A 16,314-nucleotide genomic window follows, 5' to 3' on the forward strand; every position below is an offset into this window, starting at 1 on the left:
CGCTACGGCAGTGCCAGCATCCGCTCCAGCGCCAGCCTCGCGAAGGCCTCCGTCTCCTTGTCGACCTCGATGCGGTTGACCAGGTTCCCCTCGGCCAGCGACTCCAGCGCCCACACCAGGTGCGGCAGGTCGATGCGGTTCATCGTCGAGCAGAAGCACACCGTCTTGTCGAGGAAGACGATCTCCTTGCCCTCCGGCGCGAAACGGTTCGCCAGCCGGCGTACGAGGTTCAGCTCCGTACCGACGGCCCACTTGGAGCCGGCCGGTGCCGCTTCGAGCGCCTTGATGATGTACTCCGTCGAACCGACGTAGTCAGCGGCGGAGACGACTTCGTGCTTGCACTCGGGGTGGACCAGCACGTTCACGCCGGGGATCCGCTCCCGTACGTCGTTGACCGAGTCGAGGCTGAAGCGGCCGTGGACCGAGCAGTGACCGCGCCACAGGATCATCTTCGCGGCGCGCAGCTCCTCGGCGGTGAGCCCGCCGTTCGGCCTGTGAGGGTTGTAGACGACGCAGTCCTCCAGCGACATCCCCATGTCCCGCACCGCGGTGTTGCGGCCGAGGTGCTGGTCCGGAAGGAACAGGACCTTCTCACCCTGCTGGAACGCCCACTCCAGGGCCCGCTCGGCGTTCGACGACGTGCAGATGGTGCCGCCGTGCTTGCCCGTGAACGCCTTGATGTCGGCGGAGGAGTTCATGTACGAGACCGGCACGACCTGCTCGGCGATGCCCGCCTCGGTCAGCACGTCCCAGCACTCGGCGACCTGTTCGGCCGTGGCCATGTCCGCCATGGAGCATCCGGCCGCCAGGTCCGGCAGGACCACCTTCTGGTCGTCGGCGGTCAGGATGTCCGCCGACTCCGCCATGAAGTGGACACCGCAGAAGACGATGTACTCGGCGTCCGGCCGCGCGGCGGCGTCGCGGGCCAGCTTGAAGGAGTCGCCCGTGACGTCGGCGAACTGGATGACCTCGTCGCGCTGGTAGTGATGACCGAGCACGAAGACCTTGTCCCCGAGCTTCTCCTTGGCCGCGCGGGCACGCTCCACCAGGTCCGGGTCGGAGGGGGAGGGCAGGTCGCCGGGACACTCGACGCCGCGCTCGCTCCTGGGATCGGCCTCACGGCCGAGCAACAGCAGGGCGAGGGGCGTCGGCTGTACGTCGAGCTCCTGGGTCTGGGCGGTGGTCACGACACGCACCCTTTCTGTTCTGCGGCTCGCCGACCCGAAGGGGTCGGCGGGACATGCCTTTTCGTCGAATTGACGCTATCTATCATAACCGCTTCACGTCAGTTTGACGATGGGCATTGCGTCCATGTGACGTGAATCCCGGGCCGCCCCGGCCGGCCGGCCGAGGGGGGGTCGTCCGGTGGTCCAGGAGGAATACCGCAGGCGACACGGCGGTGTCCCCCGCGGCGGCCACGGGCCGGTGTGCGTGTTCCGGCGCGTGTGCGAGCATGAATGGGGTAGCGAAAAGAAACGCGCTCGGCCCGGAATGAATCCGCGGCCACGCCGGTTGCAATCGTCGGCAAGCAGTCTCCGTACAACCCGGGAGAGATGTAGATGTCCGTACAGGACGAGACCACCACCGTCACCGACGGCATCATCCTGACCGACGCCGCTGCGGCCAAGGTCAAGGCCCTGCTCGACCAGGAAGGTCGTGAAGACCTTGCGCTGCGTGTCGCCGTTCAGCCCGGTGGCTGCTCCGGCCTGCGCTACCAGCTCTTCTTCGACGAGCGCGCCCTCGACGGCGACGTCACGAAGGACTTCGGCGGCGTGAAGGTCGTCACCGACCGCATGAGCGCCCCGTACCTGGGCGGTGCGACGATCGACTTCGTCGACACCATCGAGAAGCAGGGCTTCACCATCGACAACCCGAACGCCACGGGTTCCTGCGCCTGCGGCGACTCCTTCAGCTGAGCCGGCACCGGCCACCGCGACCGGTGACCGGCACGGACGTACGGAGGCGGCGTCCCCCCGACGGGGGACGCCGCCTCCGGCTTTTCCGACGGGCCGCCGCGCCTGCCGTGTCTAACGAGCCGCCCCGCCCGAGGGGGTCTTCGGCAGCGCGCCCGCCGTCTCCTTCGGGATCGCGGCGCCGTCCGGGCCCACCACGGCGCGGTCGCCGAGCGGCGCCTTCAGACGCAGCGTCTCGTGGTAGGTCTTGGCGATCATGATGCAGACCTTGCCCTTCCAGGGTGTCTCGGTCACGGTCACCGTGACCCTGTCGGGGGTCTCGCTCACGGACGCCGTGTAGTCGGCGCAGACGCCGCCCATGTAGGAGATGGTCATGGCCCGGTCGTCCGCCGTGTACCCCATGACCTTCACATCGCGCGCGGCCGGCGCCGACGAGGGCCGGTCGCTCGGACCGCCGGTCCGCGGACTCGGCTGTCCGGGTGGTTGCGGCGTCGCCAGATACCGCGGGTCGACCGCCGGATGCGCCACCGTGAAGGTGTCCCCGGCGCCCGCCGGACGCACCTGGAAGAGCCACGACGGCACCAGCACCGGCTTCGCGTCCACGGAATGCACGGCCAGCCCGAACACCGCCCCCGTCACGGCGGCCGAGGTCCGCCCCGGCGGCACGGTCGACGCCCGGCAGGGCGCCTCGTCCCGGTCCTTGAGCGGCACCGGGCTGGCGCAGCCGCCGATGCCCTTGCGCCCGTACGACGGGGTCGCGCCGTTCATCAGGTCCAGGGTCTTCTGCGCGCCGATCACGGGATAGGAGGCACCCTCGGCCGGTGTGCCGAGATTCCCGCTGCCGCCGATCACCTCTCCGTCGGAGTCGATCCGCAGGCCGGTCGTCCAGCCGTGCGTCGGCAGACCGCCCACCCGCGGCTCGGCGTTCACCACCCGTATCCGCCCCATGAGCTGGGACGCGTCCAGTTTCGCGTCGTCCTGGCCGACCGCCTTGAGCACGGGAGCGGCCGCCTTCTTGGCCGCCTCCTCGCCCACCGGCTCCGTATCCGCCGGATCCACCGTCCCGGGCCCGGACGGCTTGCACGCCTTGCCCCTCGGGCAGTTGTCGGTGCCCGGCAGGGAGGTGCTGAACGTCCACGTCCCCGGCGCGTTCCTGCCCACGCGCAGATTCGGCTCGGCACCGTCCTTGACGGATCCCACCTGCCAGGTGTCGCCCACCAGTCGCGGTGTGCCGCTCACCCGCAGGGCCTCGGCGAGCCGGGCCACGTCCTCCTCGGCCACCGGGTCCTTCGCCCAGTACACATGTGCCGACTTCGGGCCGTCCGGGAGCCGGGTCGCCACGGTGTAGGTCGTGCCGTACGGGTCGGGCTCGCCGACCGCGATGCCGGAGGTACGTCCGTCGCTGTAGCCGTCGAGGGCCAGCGCCGGAGGAGTGCCGTCCCCGCCCGGCGCCGCGGAGTCGCCCGATCCGCCGGACGCGGTCGCCGCGAGGTACGCGGTACCGCCCCCGACGAGCAGCACCGCGGTCACCACCGAGGCGACGGCGGCGCGGGAACGCCGCCGGCGCGGCACGGCCGCCTCCGCACCCTCGGTGACCTCGGTGGCGTCACGCGCGTCGTCGGGTTGCTCGGTGTTCACCGCATCGCTCCTTCGGCTCCACTGCTGTCCCAGCGGACCCCGCCGTACGGCACGACGCCACAGCAAGGTCGTACACCGCATCCCCTGTACGGGGGACGGCGATGGGACGCGGCGGGGGAGCGCGCGGTTCCCTTCCGGGCGCGCAAGCGAGCCCGGGCGCCCGGTCGGTCCCAGCGGCCGGTCAGTCCCCGTAGTCCGACATGGCGTCCAGCAGCCGGGCCGAGGCGGACGGCACGCTGACGCCGTGGATCAGGGAAGGGGAGACCGGCAGCGGAGCGGATTTCGCGGGGGCGGCCCAGTGCGGAGCCATCCGGGCGCTGTCTCCCGGCAGCGACGCCAGGTCGCCCTCCAGGTCGAGCGGAACGCTGCCGTGGACCTCGATCTTCGTCATGAGGGAACGGTAGGCTCGGTCAGGCCCGCGAAGAAAGATCTACTATCGGGTAGTTTTGCCTGCTTCAGACGGCCGGGTCGACCGGGTAGCGTGAACTGTCAATCCCCTCCGCCACAGGAGCGTGTCCTCGCCGTGCGTATCGCAGTCACCGGCTCCATCGCCACCGACCACCTGATGACCTTCCCCGGCCGCTTCGCCGACCAGCTCGTCGCGGACCAGCTGCACACGGTCTCCCTCTCCTTCCTGGTGGACCGTCTCGACGTCCGCCGCGGCGGTGTGGGCGCGAACATCGCCTTCGGCATGGGGCAGCTCGGCACCCGGCCGGTCCTCGTCGGCGCGGCGGGCTCGGACTTCGACGAGTACCGGGCCTGGCTCGACCGGCACGGGGTGGACACGGCCTCCGTGCGGATCTCCGAGACCCAGCACACTGCCCGCTTCGTATGCACCACGGACACCGACCACAACCAGATCGGCTCCTTCTACACCGGTGCCATGAGCGAGGCCCGGCTCATCGAGCTGAAGACGGTCGCCGACCGGGTGGGCGGTCTGGATCTGGTGCTCATCGGCGCCGACGACCCGGAGGCGATGCTGCGCCACACGGAGGAGTGCCGCACGCGCTCCATCCCGTTCGCCGCCGACTTCTCGCAGCAGATCGCGCGGATGAACGGCGACGAGATCCGGATACTGGTCGACGGGGCGACCTACCTCTTCTCCAACGAGTACGAGAAGGGGCTCATCGAGACCAAGACGGGCTGGACCGACGCGGAGATCCTCGGCAGGGTCGGCCACCGGGTGACCACGCTGGGCTCGCGGGGTGTGCGCATCGAGCGGTCCGGCGTGGACCCGATCGAGGTCGGTGTGCCCGAGGAGACGGCGAAGGTCGACCCGACGGGCGTCGGCGACGCCTTCCGCGCGGGCTTCCTGTCCGGCCTGGCCTGGGGCGTCCCGCTGGAGCGCGCGGCCCAGCTCGGCTGCATGGTGGCCACCCTGGTCATCGAGACGCTGGGCACCCAGGAGTACCAGCTGCGCCGCGCCCACTTCATGGAGCGCTTCACCAAGGCGTACGGCGACGACGCCGCGCTCGAGGTCCAGAAGCACCTGGTCTGACCGCCGGGTGGCGCGCCGTCCCTAGGAGAGCCGGCGGACCACGTAGGCGGAGCCCCGCTCCGCCGGCTCCTCACCGACGTACTCCTGTCCCCGCATCTCGCACCAGGCCGGGATGTCCAGGCGCGCCGCCTCGTCGTCGGACAGGACCCGCACCGTGCCGCCGACGGACACGTCCCCGAAGACCTTCGCCAGCTCGATCACGGGGATCGGGCAGCGCTTGCCCAGGGCGTCGACGACCAAGGCGTCCTGCGGCCCGGCCGTCCAGGCGGACGGCGCGCCGAGCTTCTCGCGCACACCGGCGACCGCGTCCGGCAGCACCGCGAGGAACCGGTCGACCTCCGCGGCCGGGGTGCCGAGCGGCAGCGAGACGCGGACGTTGCCCTCGCTGAGCACCCCCATCGCCTTCAGCACATGGCTCGGCGTCAGCGTGCTGCTCGTGCACGACGAGCCCGACGACACCGAGAAACCCGCCCGGTCGAGCTCGTGCAGCAATGTCTCCCCGTCGACATGGAGACAGGAGAAGGTGACGATGCCGGGCAGACGGCGCACCGGGTCGCCCACCACGTCCACATCGGGAACCAGCACGGGCACCCGCGCCCGGATCCGCTCCGTCAGCTCCCGCAGCCGTACCGCCTCACCGGCCGCCTCCGCCCGCACGGCCCGCAGCGACGCGGCGGCCGCGACGACCGCAGGGATGTTCTCGAACCCGGCCGCCCGCCCCGACTCCCTCTCGTCCACCGGGCCTTGGGGCGCGAACCGCACCCCCTTGCGCACCGCGAGAAGCCCCACCCCGGAGGGGCCGCCCCATTTGTGGGCACTCGCCGTCAGCACCGACCAGTCGCCCTCCACCGGACCCCAGACGAGCGACTGCGCCGCGTCCACCAGCAGCGGTACCCCGGCAGCGCGGCACAGGGCGGCCACCTCGGCGACCGGCTGGACGGTCCCCACCTCGTGGTTGGCCGACTGGAGGCAGGCCAGTGCGGTGTCCGCACGCAGCGCCGCCGCGTACGCGTCGGGCGCGACCGAACCCGTGCGGGAGACCGGGACATGGGTCACGGTGCCGCCGCCGGCTTCGAACACCTCCGCCGTATGGAGGACCGAGGAATGTTCGACTGCTGACACGATCAGGTGGCGTCCGACGCGGCGACGGCCCGACAGCACCCCCTCGATCCCCGAGTGCACCGCCCGTGTGCCGGACGCGGTGAAGACCAGCTCGTCCGGACGGCAGCCGACCGCTTCGGCGGCCGCCTCCCGTGCCGCGTCCAGCAGCATCCGGGCCCGCCGTCCCTCGCGGTACAGACGAGCAGGATCGGCCCACCCCTCGTCGAGCGAGGCCTGCAGCGCCTGGCGGGCGACGGGGTGGAGGGGAGCGGCGGAGGCGGCGTCGAAGTAGGACACACCGCAACGCTAACTCGTGCGAACCTCGTGGCCCGGCGCAGGCCCGGGGCGGCCCGCGAACCACCCCCGTGCCACCCTCGAACCACCGTCAGATGCTGGCCAGAAGCGGTCATTCCACCCCTTCGGGGTGACCGGCGGCGCGTTGGGCACCCTCCCCGCGCGCCCCCAAATAGCGTCCAGTAGGGTTTGGTCCGCATAAACATCCAAACCCCTGCCCGACGCAGGGCGGCGACCGACCAGCGAGAAGGCCGCAGCCGACCGCGCGGGCGAGACTCTCGGGAAGGCGCTACGTGAGTCCCAACGGCTCCGACCGCTCGCCGCGGCGCCCGATGCGGCGGAAGCTGCTGCAGGCACTGACCGCGGGCCTGGTCCTGGCGACCGCTACCGGTTGCACATACAAGGACTTCCCCCGCCTTGGTATGCCCACCCCGACCACGGAAGAGGCTCCGCGGATCCTCTCCCTGTGGCAGGGCTCCTGGGCTGCCGCGCTCGCCGTCGGCGTGCTCGTGTGGGGCCTGATCCTGTGGAGCGCCATGTTCCACCGGCGCAGCCGCACCAAGGTCGAGGTTCCTCCGCAGACCCGGTACAACATGCCGATCGAGGCCCTGTACACGGTTGTGCCGCTCATCATCGTCTCGGTGCTGTTCTACTTCACGGCCCGCGACGAGTCGAAGCTGCTCGACCTCTCCAAGAAGCCCGACGTCACGGTCAACGTCGTCGGCTACCAGTGGAGCTGGGGCTTCAACTACGTCACTCCGGTCGCCGGGGTGACGGGGGATGCGAAGACAGATCCGAACCTGAACGCGATTCCCACCCGGTACAAGGACGACTTCCCGGCGAACGCCGGCGGTGTCTACGACTTCGGCACGCCCGCCACGCGGAACCCGCAGACGGGCAACCCGGGTCCGACCCTCTGGCTTCCCAAGGGCAAGACGGTCCGCTTCGTCCTCACCTCGCGCGACGTCATCCACTCCTTCTGGGTGCTGCCGTTCCTGATGAAGCAGGACGTCATTCCGGGCCACACCAACGCCTTCCAGGTGACTCCGAACCAGGAGGGCACCTTCAGGGGCAAGTGCGCCGAGCTGTGCGGCGTCGACCACTCCCGGATGCTGTTCAACGTCAAGGTCGTCTCGCCCGAGCGCTATGAGCAGCACCTCAAGGACCTCGCCAAGAAGGGGCAGACCGGTTACATTCCCGCCGGCATCGCGCAGACGAGCCACGAGAAGAACCGGGAGACGAACAACCTGTGAGCATCCTCAACGAACCCCAGGGTGCCGCGGCAGCTGAAGACTCGTACGAGAACGAGCTGCCGGTCCGGCGCAGGCGACCCGGCAACGTCGTCGTCAAGTGGCTGACCACCACCGACCACAAGACGATCGGCACGCTGTATCTGGTCACGTCGTTCGCGTTCTTCCTCATCGGCGGCGTCATGGCGCTGCTCATGCGTGCCGAGCTGGCCCGTCCGGGCCTGCAGATCATGTCGAACGAGCAGTTCAACCAGGCGTTCACGATGCACGGCACGATCATGCTGCTGATGTTCGCGACGCCGCTGTTCGCCGGTTTCGCGAACTGGATCATGCCGCTGCAGATCGGCGCGCCCGATGTGGCGTTCCCGCGGCTGAACATGTTCGCCTACTGGCTCTACCTGTTCGGCTCGACCATCGCTGTCGGCGGCTTCCTCACCCCGCAGGGTGCGGCCGACTTCGGCTGGTTCGCCTACAGCCCGCTCTCGGACGCGGTCCGCTCGCCGGGTATCGGCGCCGACATGTGGATCATGGGTCTGGCCTTCTCCGGCTTCGGCACGATCCTCGGCTCGGTCAACTTCATCACCACGATCATCTGCATGCGCGCGCCGGGCATGACCATGTTCCGCATGCCGATCTTCGTGTGGAACGTGCTGCTGACCGGTGTGCTCGTCCTGCTGGCCTTCCCGGTCCTCGCGGCCGCGCTGTTCGCCCTGGAGGCGGACCGCAAGTTCGGTGCGCACGTCTTCGACGCGGCCAACGGCGGCGCCTTGCTATGGCAACACCTCTTCTGGTTCTTCGGCCATCCAGAGGTGTACATCATCGCGCTACCGTTCTTCGGCATCATCTCCGAAGTCATCCCGGTCTTCAGTCGCAAGCCGATGTTCGGTTACATGGGCCTGATCGGCGCCACCATCGCCATCGCCGGCCTCTCCGTGACCGTGTGGGCGCACCACATGTACGTCACCGGTGGCGTACTGCTTCCGTTCTTCTCCTTCATGACGTTCCTCATCGCCGTACCGACAGGCGTGAAGTTCTTCAACTGGATCGGAACGATGTGGAAGGGATCGTTGTCCTTCGAGACACCGATGCTCTGGGCGACCGGCTTCCTGATCACCTTCACCTTCGGTGGTCTGACCGGTGTCATCCTGGCCTCGCCGCCGATGGACTTCCACATCTCCGACTCGTACTTCGTCGTCGCGCACTTCCACTACGTGGTGTTCGGCACGGTCGTCTTCGCGATGTTCTCCGGTTTCCACTTCTGGTGGCCGAAGATGACGGGCAAGATGCTCGACGAACGCCTCGGCAAGATCACCTTCTGGACGCTGTTCATCGGCTTCCACGGCACCTTCCTGGTGCAGCACTGGCTGGGCGCCGAGGGCATGCCGCGCCGTTACGCCGACTACCTCGCGGCCGACGGCTTCACCGCCCTCAACACGGTGTCGACGATCTCCTCGTTCCTGCTCGGTCTGTCGATCCTGCCGTTCCTCTACAACGTGTGGAAGACGGCCAAGTACGGCAAGCCGGTCGGCGTCGACGACCCGTGGGGCTACGGTCGTTCCCTCGAGTGGGCGACCTCCTGCCCGCCCCCGCGGCACAACTTCCTCACCCTGCCGCGCATCCGTTCCGAATCCCCCGCCTTCGACCTGCACCACCCGGAGATCACCGCGCTCGAGCAACTCGAGCACGCGGGTGCCGGTAGCAAGGCCGTCTCCGGTGGCAAGGAGGCCGGCAAGTGAAGATCCAGGGCAAGATGTTCATCTGGCTGGCCGTCTTCATCCTGGCCGTGGCCGTCATCTACGGCCTGTGGTCCAAGGAGCCGGCCGGTACCACCGCGCTCTTCCTGGCCTTCGGCCTGAGCATCATGATCGGCTACTACCTGGCCTTCACGGCCCGGCGGGTCGACACGGGTGCCCAGGACAACAAGGAGGCCGACGTCGCGGACGACGCCGGCGAGGTCGGCTTCTTCAGCCCGCACAGCTGGCAGCCGCTCGCCCTCGGTGTCGGTGGCGCGCTCGCCTTCCTGGGCGTCGCGATCGGCTGGTGGCTGCTGTACTTCTCGGCTCCGCTGATCCTGGTGGGCCTGTGGGGCTGGGTCTTCGAGTACTATCGCGGTGAGAACCGCACCCAGTAACACGCACCCAGTGCACGGGAGCCCGACACTCCGTCAGGAGTGCCGGGCTCCCTCTTTTGCCGTGAGTTGCGTCCCCCGCACGGCTCTCTCCGCGCGCCGCGGCCGACAGACGTCCCTAGCGTGAGGTCATGAGCCACACAGTGTTCTTCCGGGGCGACGCCGGACCCGACAGGCGCCTACCGGCACGCCCGCGACACCGCACCGCCGTCAGTTGCTCGCTGCTCGCGATAGCCCTCGGCGCGGGGCTCGCCGGCTGCGGGTACGACGGCAACCCGCTCTCCGCCGGCCCGTACGACGCGGCGGACGAGGTCTCCTACAACGCCCCCGCCGACTCAGACAAGAAGGTCGACCCCGACAAGCCCCTGGAGATCACCGCTTCGGGTGATGACGGACGCATCACGGACGTGACGGCCACCGACTCCCACGGGCGTCAGGTCGCCGGTGAACTCGCCGCCGACGGCAGCCGCTGGCACAGCACCTCCCCCCTGGCCGCCGGCACCCACTACACGGTCCGGGTGAGCACCGAGGACGACGACGGTGCACAGGGCCGAAAGGTCATCGAGTTCGACACCGGTACTCCCAAGAGCAAGACGCTCAACGTCACCTTCGGTCCCAAGACCGGTACCTACGGCGTCGGTGAACCCGTCACCGCCGAACTCAGCGAGCCCGTCAAGGACAAGGCATCCCGGGCCGTCGTCGAGAGAGCCCTCAAGGTGGACTCCGTGCCCGCGATCCAGGGCTCCTGGTACTGGGTGGACGACAAGAAGCTGCACTTCCGCCCCCAGGACTACTGGCCCGCCCACGCCACCATCACGGCCCACAGCAACCTCGCGGGCATGAAGATCGGCGACCGTCTGTGGGGCGGCGAGGCGAAGTCCGTGAAGATGACCACGGGCGACCGCGTCATCGCGGTCACGGACGCCGCCGCGCACCAGATGACGGTCTACAAGAACGACCAGGTCCTGCGGCGGATACCCATCACCACGGGCAAGCCCGGCTACGAGACCCGCAACGGTGTCAAGGTCGTACTGGGCAAGCAGTACGTCGTACGCATGCGCGGTACCTCGATCGGCATCTCGCAGAACTCGAGCGATTCGTACGACCTGATGGTCTACTGGGCGGCCCAGGTGACCTTCAGCGGCGAGTATGTGCACGCGGCGCCCTGGTCCGTGGGCTCACAGGGGTACGCCAACGTGAGCCACGGCTGCACCGGCATGAGCAACGGGCAGGCCCAGTGGTTCTACAACACCGTGCAGCAAGGTGACATCGTCAAGGTCGTCAACTCCTACGGCAAGCAGATGGAGCCGTTCGGCAACGGGTTCGGCGACTGGAACGTCGACTGGGCGAAGTGGCGCAAGGGCAGCGCCCTGGCCGCCGACAGCGGCACGAACGCCCAGGACCGGGCACGACTGCGCCCTGAATCGATCTGAGACGGGCCCTCCGCGCCCCGTCAGGGGCGCGGGACCGGGACATCGTGCGGCTCCGCCGTGCGGGTACGACGGACCAGGAGGGAACGGCTGTCGCCCTCACACCGGGCGGCCCCGGCTCTCAGGCGCTCAGAAGGGCCTTACGACGCAGCAGATCGGCCAGGGCCGACGCGAACTCCACCGGCTCGACCGGGAGCGCCACCGCCGCATCCGCACGGCTCCACGTCGCCAGCCAGGCATCCTGCGGCCGTGCGATCAGCACCAGCACCGGCGGGCAGTTGAAGATCTCGTCCTTGATCTGCCGGCAGACGCCCATCCCGCCCATCGGCACGGCCTCGCCGTCCAGGACGCACACGTCGATACCGCCCCGGTCCAGCTCCTTGAGGACGGCGCCCGGTGTCGCGCACTCCACGAACTCGACCGCGGGGACGTCCGGGGCGGGCCTGCGCCCGGCCGCGAGCCGCACCTGTTCGCGGGTGGTGGAGTCGTCGCTGTAGACCAGGACCGTGGCGGTCGGCTGCATGCTTCCTCCGGTACGCACTGGTGTCCGCCGCCCTCGGGACGGACCGTTGGGGCGGATGCTACTCCCTCGGACCCGTGGTCAACACCGGTTCGGACAGGCCTTCGATGGGCCATCCGGGCAGTACACACGGTGCGGACACTCCGAACGGCACCCCCCGGAGTGAGGGCGGGATAAGGGACCGACATAATGTCGGTCGTGGCGACAGCAACGACAGTAGAAACCGGGCACGCGCACCCGTCGGTCAACCGGCCGAACCTCACCAGCGTCGGAACCATCATTTGGCTGAGTTCCGAGCTGATGTTCTTCGCGGCCCTCTTCGCGATGTACTTCACCCTGCGATCGGTGACCGGGCCGACCCACTGGAAGGAGATGGCGAGCCATCTCAACTTCCCGTTCTCGGCGACCAACACCACGATCCTGGTGCTCTCCTCCCTCACCTGCCAGCTCGGCGTGTTCGCTGCCGAGCGCGGTGACGTGAAGAAGCTCCGGGGCTGGTTCATCGTCACCTTCATCATGGGTGCGATCTTCGTCGGCGGGCAGATCTTCGAGTACACCGAGCTGGTCAAGAAGGACGGCCTCTCGCTCTCCTCGGACCCGTACGGCTCGGTGTTCTACCTGACCACCGGGTTCCACGGCATGCACGTGACGGGTGGTCTCATCGCCTTCCTGCTGGTCCTCGGCCGCACCTACGCGGCGCGGAGGTTCACCCATGAGCAGGCGACCGCCGCCATCGTCGTGTCCTACTACTGGCACTTCGTCGATGTCGTCTGGATCGGCCTCTTCGCCACGATCTACATGATCAAGTAGTCGGCCGTCAGCCGCGGCGGACGTCTCCCCGATCGGGGAGAACCGATCGCCCGCGACGATCCGATCCATTTCCAGAAGCATCGACGCAGAAGATCCTGACACCGGGGTAATCCGTGAAAAAGCTCTCCGCACGACGACGCCATCCGATGGCGGCGCTCGTCGTCCTACTCATCGCGCTGACGCTCTCCGGGGGGCTGTACGCCGCGTTCGCGCCCGCCGACAAGGCGCAGGCCGATGACACCGCCCAGTCCCTCGCCATCGAGGAGGGCAAGAAGCTCTACCAGGTGGGCTGTGCCAGCTGCCACGGCACCGGCGGTCAGGGCTCCTCCGACGGACCCAGCCTGGTGGGTGTGGGTGCGGCGGCCGTCGACTTCCAGGTCGGTACCGGTCGCATGCCCGCCGCCACCTCGCAGGGCCCCCAGGTGACGAAGAAGAAGAACATCTACTCGCAGGCCCAGATCGACCAGCTCGCGGCGTACATCTCTTCTCTCGGTGCCGGCCCGGCCGTCCCGACGACGAACGACTACAGCCCCGAGGGTGCCGATATCGCCAAGGGCGGCGAGCTCTTCCGCACCAACTGCGCGCAGTGCCACAACTTCACGGGTAAGGGTGGTGCGCTGACGCACGGCAAGTTCGCGCCGAGCCTCGACGGCGTCGCCCCGAAGCACATCTACGAGGCCATGCAGACCGGCCCGCAGAACATGCCGTCGTTCCCCGACACCACGCTGTCGCAGCAGAACAAGAAGGACATCATCGCGTACCTCAACGCGGTCAACGGTGACCAGACCGACAACCCCGGCGGCCTCGAGCTCGGCGGTCTCGGACCGGTCTCCGAGGGCCTGTTCGCCTGGATCTTCGGCCTGGGCGCACTGATCGTGCTCGCCGTCTGGGTCGCCGCTCGGACCGCAAAGGCCAAGAAGTCATGAGTAGCCACGACATTCCAGAAGAGAACCTGCCCGCTGAGCAGGACACCGCACACGGTGCCGTGACGGTCGCGGACGAGGAGAACCCGTTCGCCGACCCGGGGCTGCCGCCCCACGAGCACCGCGTCCAGGACATCGACGAACAGGCCGCCAGGCGCTCCGAGCGCACGGTCGCCATGCTGTTCACCGTGTCGATGCTGGCGACCCTCGGGTTCATCGCCTCCTACGTCACGATCCCGACGGACAAGTCGATCTTCGTCTTCCCGATCGGGCACCTCAGCGCGATGAACTTCGCGCTGGGTCTGACGCTCGGTGTGGCGCTGTTCGCGATCGGCGCGGGTGCGGTCCACTGGGCCCGCACCCTGATGTCCGACATGGAGATCGCCGACGAGCGTCACCCGGTCGAGGCGTCGCCCGAGGTGAAGACGAAGGTCCTCGCCGACTTCAAGCAGGGCGCCAAGGAGTCCCAGCTGGGTCGCCGCAAGCTGATCCGCAACACGATGTTCGGCGCGCTGGCCCTGTTCCCGCTCTCCGGCGTCATGCTGCTGCGCGACCTGGGCCCGCTGCCCGGCACCAAGCTGCGGCACACGCTCTGGTCCAAGGGCAAGCTCCTCGTCAACATGAACACGAACGAGCCGCTGCGTCCCTCGGACGTCGCGGTGGGTTCGCTCACCTTCGCCAAGCCCGAGGGCCTGGAGGAGAACAACGAGGACTTCCAGACCGAGATCGCCAAGGCCGCCCTGATGATCGTCCGGCTGCAGCCGGACAACATCAAGGACAAGCGGGAACTCGAGTGGTCCCACCAGGGCATCGTGGCGTTCTCCAAGATCTGCACCCACGTCGGTTGCCCGATCTCCCTGTACGAGCAGCAGACGCACCACGTCCTCTGCCCGTGCCACCAGTCCACCTTCGACCTCTCCGACGGTGCCCGGGTCATCTTCGGCCCGGCCGGTCACGCCCTGCCGCAGCTGCGCATCGGCGTGAACGCGGACGGTTACCTCGAGGCGCTCGGCGACTTCGAAGAGCCCGTCGGTCCTGCTTTCTGGGAGCGCGGATGAGTACTGCATCGACCAACCCGAACCCCGCCGGGGACGCGGCGGGCGGCTCGCGCGGACGGGCACCGGCCGGCGAGCGCCTCGCGGACTGGGCGGACGGCCGCCTGGGTGTCTACACCCTGGCCAAGTCCAACATGCGCAAGATCTTCCCCGACCACTGGTCGTTCATGTTGGGCGAGGTCTGCCTCTACAGCTTCCTGATCATCATCCTCACGGGTGTGTATCTGACGCTGTTCTTCCACCCGTCGATGAACGAGGTGGTGTACCACGGCAGTTACGTGCCGCTCCAGGGCCAGATGATGAGCGAGGCGTTCAACTCGACGCTGCACATCAGCTTCGACGTCCGCGGCGGTCTGCTCATCCGGCAGATCCACCACTGGGCGGCGCTGGTCTTCCTCGCCGGCATGTTCGTGCACATGATGCGCGTGTTCTTCACGGGCGCGTTCCGCAAGCCGCGTGAGATCAACTGGGTCTTCGGCTTCCTGCTGTTCGTCCTCGGCATGTTCACCGGCTTCACCGGCTACTCGCTCCCGGACGACCTGCTCTCCGGCACCGGTGTCCGCTTCATGGAGGGCGCGATCCTGTCCGTGCCGATCGTCGGCACGTACCTGTCGTTCTTCCTCTTCGGCGGTCAGTTCCCGGGCGGCGACTTCGTGGCCCGGTTCTACTCGATCCACATCCTGCTGCTGCCGGGCATCATGCTCGGTCTGGTGGTCGGCCACCTGATCCTGGTCGTCTACCACAAGCACACGCAGTTCGCGGGCCCCGGAAAGACGAACAACAACGTCGTCGGCATGCCGCTGATGCCGGTCTACATGGCCAAGGCCGGAGGCTTCTTCTTCCTGGTCTTCGGTGTCATCGCGGCCGTCGCGGCGATCGCACAGATCAACCCGATCTGGGCCATCGGCCCCTACCGTCCGGACCAGGTGTCCACCGGCGCCCAGCCCGACTGGTACATGGGCTTCTCCGAGGGCCTGATCCGTGTGATGCCGGGCTGGGAGGTCAACTTCTGGGGTCACACGCTCGTCCTGGGCGTGTTCATCCCGCTGGTGATCTTCCCGCTGGTCCTCGTCGCGATCGCGGTGTACCCGTTCATCGAGGCCTGGGTCACCGGCGACCGGCGTGAGCACCACATCCTGGACCGCCCGCGCAACGCCCCGACGCGTACCGCCTTCGGCGCCGCGTGGATCTCCTGGTACTTCGTGCTGCTCGTCGGTGGTGGAAACGACCTCTGGGCGACGCACTTCCATCTGTCGATCAACGCGATCACCTGGTTCGTCCGCATCGCCTTCTTCGTGGTGCCGGTGCTCGTGTTCATCGCGGCCAAGCGGATCTGCCTGGGCCTCCAGCGCCGCGACCGCGACAAGGTGCTGCACGGCCGCGAGTCGGGCATCATCAAGCGGCTGCCGCACGGTGAGTTCATCGAGGTGCACGAGCCGCTCAGCCAGGAGCAGCTGCACACGCTCACCTCGCACGAGCAGTACCAGCCGGCCGAGATCGGCCCGACGGTCGACGAGAACGGTGTCGAGCGGAAGATCAAGGGTTCGGAGAAGCTGCGCTCCAAGCTGAGCGGCGCCTACTACGGGGACGCCAACCAGATCCCCAAGCCCACGGTCGAGGAGTACAAGGAGATCACGAGCGGCCACGGCCACCACTGATCGCTGCGGCGCGCCACGCCACGGTCGAAGGGCCCCGTCCAGTCATGGACGGGGCCCTTCGCCGTGTCCCGGGCTGGATAGGGTGGAGCTGTTCGA

Annotated in this window: 15 protein-coding genes; 10 read left to right on the plus strand and 5 right to left on the minus strand. The window is 68.4% G+C overall.

The features are described 5' to 3' along the window. Window positions 1-2 precede the first annotated feature (2 nt). A complete protein-coding gene (gene nadA / locus RCR19_RS26820) occupies window positions 3-1,187 on the minus strand; it encodes a quinolinate synthase NadA (protein WP_331267456.1) in 1,185 nt (394 codons plus the stop codon). A gap of 372 nt (window positions 1,188-1,559) precedes the next feature. Here nadA and erpA point away from each other — a divergent pair, with 372 nt between their 5' ends. After that, window positions 1,560-1,916: an iron-sulfur cluster insertion protein ErpA gene (gene erpA, locus RCR19_RS26825; RefSeq protein WP_331267457.1), complete on the plus strand. Its 357-nt coding sequence runs from the start codon at window positions 1,560-1,562 to the stop codon at window positions 1,914-1,916. A gap of 111 nt (window positions 1,917-2,027) precedes the next feature. Here the strand turns inward: erpA and RCR19_RS26830 are convergent, their stop codons facing one another. Together RCR19_RS26830 and RCR19_RS26835 are read right to left on the minus strand one after the other, a co-directional pair. After that, complete coding sequence (locus tag RCR19_RS26830; protein WP_331267458.1) at window positions 2,028-3,551, minus strand: hypothetical protein; 1,524 nt, start codon at window positions 3,549-3,551, stop codon at window positions 2,028-2,030. 181 nt (window positions 3,552-3,732) lie between these two features. Beyond that, window positions 3,733-3,942, minus strand: a complete 210-nt coding sequence (locus RCR19_RS26835; protein WP_331267459.1) for a hypothetical protein — start codon at window positions 3,940-3,942, stop codon at window positions 3,733-3,735. Window positions 3,943-4,074: 132 nt separating this feature from the next. On the opposite strand from RCR19_RS26835, the gene RCR19_RS26840 reads away from it, so the two are divergent. Then, window positions 4,075-5,049, plus strand: coding sequence for a carbohydrate kinase family protein (locus RCR19_RS26840; protein ID WP_331267460.1), 975 nt, complete (start codon window positions 4,075-4,077; stop codon window positions 5,047-5,049). Window positions 5,050-5,070: 21 nt separating this feature from the next. Here RCR19_RS26840 and RCR19_RS26845 read toward each other — a convergent pair whose 3' ends face one another. Beyond that, a complete protein-coding gene (locus tag RCR19_RS26845) occupies window positions 5,071-6,447 on the minus strand; it encodes an aminotransferase class V-fold PLP-dependent enzyme (RefSeq protein WP_331267461.1) in 1,377 nt (458 codons plus the stop codon). A 290-nt stretch (window positions 6,448-6,737) separates the two neighbouring features. On the opposite strand from RCR19_RS26845, the gene coxB reads away from it, so the two are divergent. The 4 genes from coxB to RCR19_RS26865 all read left to right on the plus strand — a co-directional run bounded on the left by coxB (window position 6,738) and on the right by RCR19_RS26865 (window position 11,255). Continuing rightward, complete coding sequence (gene coxB / locus RCR19_RS26850; protein ID WP_331267462.1) at window positions 6,738-7,697, plus strand: cytochrome c oxidase subunit II; 960 nt, start codon at window positions 6,738-6,740, stop codon at window positions 7,695-7,697. After that, the gene (ctaD, locus tag RCR19_RS26855) at window positions 7,694-9,430 is read left to right on the plus strand and encodes a cytochrome c oxidase subunit I (protein WP_115975169.1); all 1,737 of its coding nucleotides are present in this window, start codon (window positions 7,694-7,696) and stop codon (window positions 9,428-9,430) included. The genes coxB and ctaD overlap by 4 nt, the downstream gene beginning before the upstream one ends. Continuing rightward, window positions 9,427-9,825 carry a cytochrome c oxidase subunit 4 gene (locus RCR19_RS26860; protein ID WP_331267463.1) on the plus strand — a complete coding sequence of 133 codons (399 nt, stop codon included), beginning with the start codon at window positions 9,427-9,429 and terminating at the stop codon, window positions 9,823-9,825. Before ctaD ends, RCR19_RS26860 begins: the two co-directional genes overlap by 4 nt. 128 nt (window positions 9,826-9,953) lie before the next feature. Continuing rightward, a complete protein-coding gene (locus RCR19_RS26865; RefSeq protein ID WP_331267464.1) occupies window positions 9,954-11,255 on the plus strand; it encodes an Ig-like domain-containing protein in 1,302 nt (433 codons plus the stop codon). A gap of 118 nt (window positions 11,256-11,373) precedes the next feature. On the opposite strand, the gene RCR19_RS26870 is transcribed toward RCR19_RS26865, so the two are convergent. Beyond that, window positions 11,374-11,775 carry a response regulator transcription factor gene (locus RCR19_RS26870; RefSeq protein ID WP_059133826.1) on the minus strand — a complete coding sequence of 134 codons (402 nt, stop codon included), beginning with the start codon at window positions 11,773-11,775 and terminating at the stop codon, window positions 11,374-11,376. A gap of 186 nt (window positions 11,776-11,961) precedes the next feature. Here RCR19_RS26870 and RCR19_RS26875 point away from each other — a divergent pair, with 186 nt between their 5' ends. The 4 genes from RCR19_RS26875 (at window position 11,962) to RCR19_RS26890 (ending at window position 16,218) form a co-directional block, all read left to right on the plus strand. Continuing rightward, on the plus strand, window positions 11,962-12,582 hold the full coding sequence (locus RCR19_RS26875; protein WP_331267465.1) for a heme-copper oxidase subunit III: 621 nt from the start codon (window positions 11,962-11,964) through the stop codon (window positions 12,580-12,582). A gap of 113 nt (window positions 12,583-12,695) precedes the next feature. Next, a complete protein-coding gene (locus RCR19_RS26880; protein ID WP_331267466.1) occupies window positions 12,696-13,508 on the plus strand; it encodes a c-type cytochrome in 813 nt (270 codons plus the stop codon). Further along, entirely contained in the window at window positions 13,505-14,563 is a 1,059-nt protein-coding gene (locus RCR19_RS26885) for a Rieske 2Fe-2S domain-containing protein (protein WP_059133823.1), read from the plus strand. The genes RCR19_RS26880 and RCR19_RS26885 overlap by 4 nt, the downstream gene beginning before the upstream one ends. Continuing rightward, window positions 14,560-16,218 (plus strand): cytochrome bc complex cytochrome b subunit, encoded by a 1,659-nt coding sequence (locus tag RCR19_RS26890; protein WP_331267467.1) that lies wholly within the window; start codon window positions 14,560-14,562, stop codon window positions 16,216-16,218. The genes RCR19_RS26885 and RCR19_RS26890 overlap by 4 nt, the downstream gene beginning before the upstream one ends. The last annotated feature ends 96 nt before the right edge of the window (window positions 16,219-16,314 follow it).

It is taken from the genome of Streptomyces sp. WAC07094 (assembly GCF_036320405.1).
GTDB classification, from domain to species: domain Bacteria; phylum Actinomycetota; class Actinomycetes; order Streptomycetales; family Streptomycetaceae; genus Streptomyces; species Streptomyces lannensis.

Bases quoted from the DNA above. Each gene is read 5' to 3' on its own strand.
- erpA (WP_331267457.1), top strand. From the start codon at position 1,560: ATGTCCGTACAGGACGAGACCACCACCGTCACCGACGGCATCATCCTG.
- RCR19_RS26835 (WP_331267459.1), bottom strand. From the start codon at position 3,942: ATGACGAAGATCGAGGTCCACGGCAGCGTTCCGCTCGACCTGGAGGGC.
- RCR19_RS26865 (WP_331267464.1), top strand. From the start codon at position 9,954: ATGAGCCACACAGTGTTCTTCCGGGGCGACGCCGGACCCGACAGGCGC.
- RCR19_RS26870 (WP_059133826.1), bottom strand. From the start codon at position 11,775: ATGCAGCCGACCGCCACGGTCCTGGTCTACAGCGACGACTCCACCACC.
- RCR19_RS26875 (WP_331267465.1), top strand. From the start codon at position 11,962: ATGTCGGTCGTGGCGACAGCAACGACAGTAGAAACCGGGCACGCGCAC.
- RCR19_RS26885 (WP_059133823.1), top strand. From the start codon at position 13,505: ATGAGTAGCCACGACATTCCAGAAGAGAACCTGCCCGCTGAGCAGGAC.
- RCR19_RS26890 (WP_331267467.1), top strand. From the start codon at position 14,560: ATGAGTACTGCATCGACCAACCCGAACCCCGCCGGGGACGCGGCGGGC.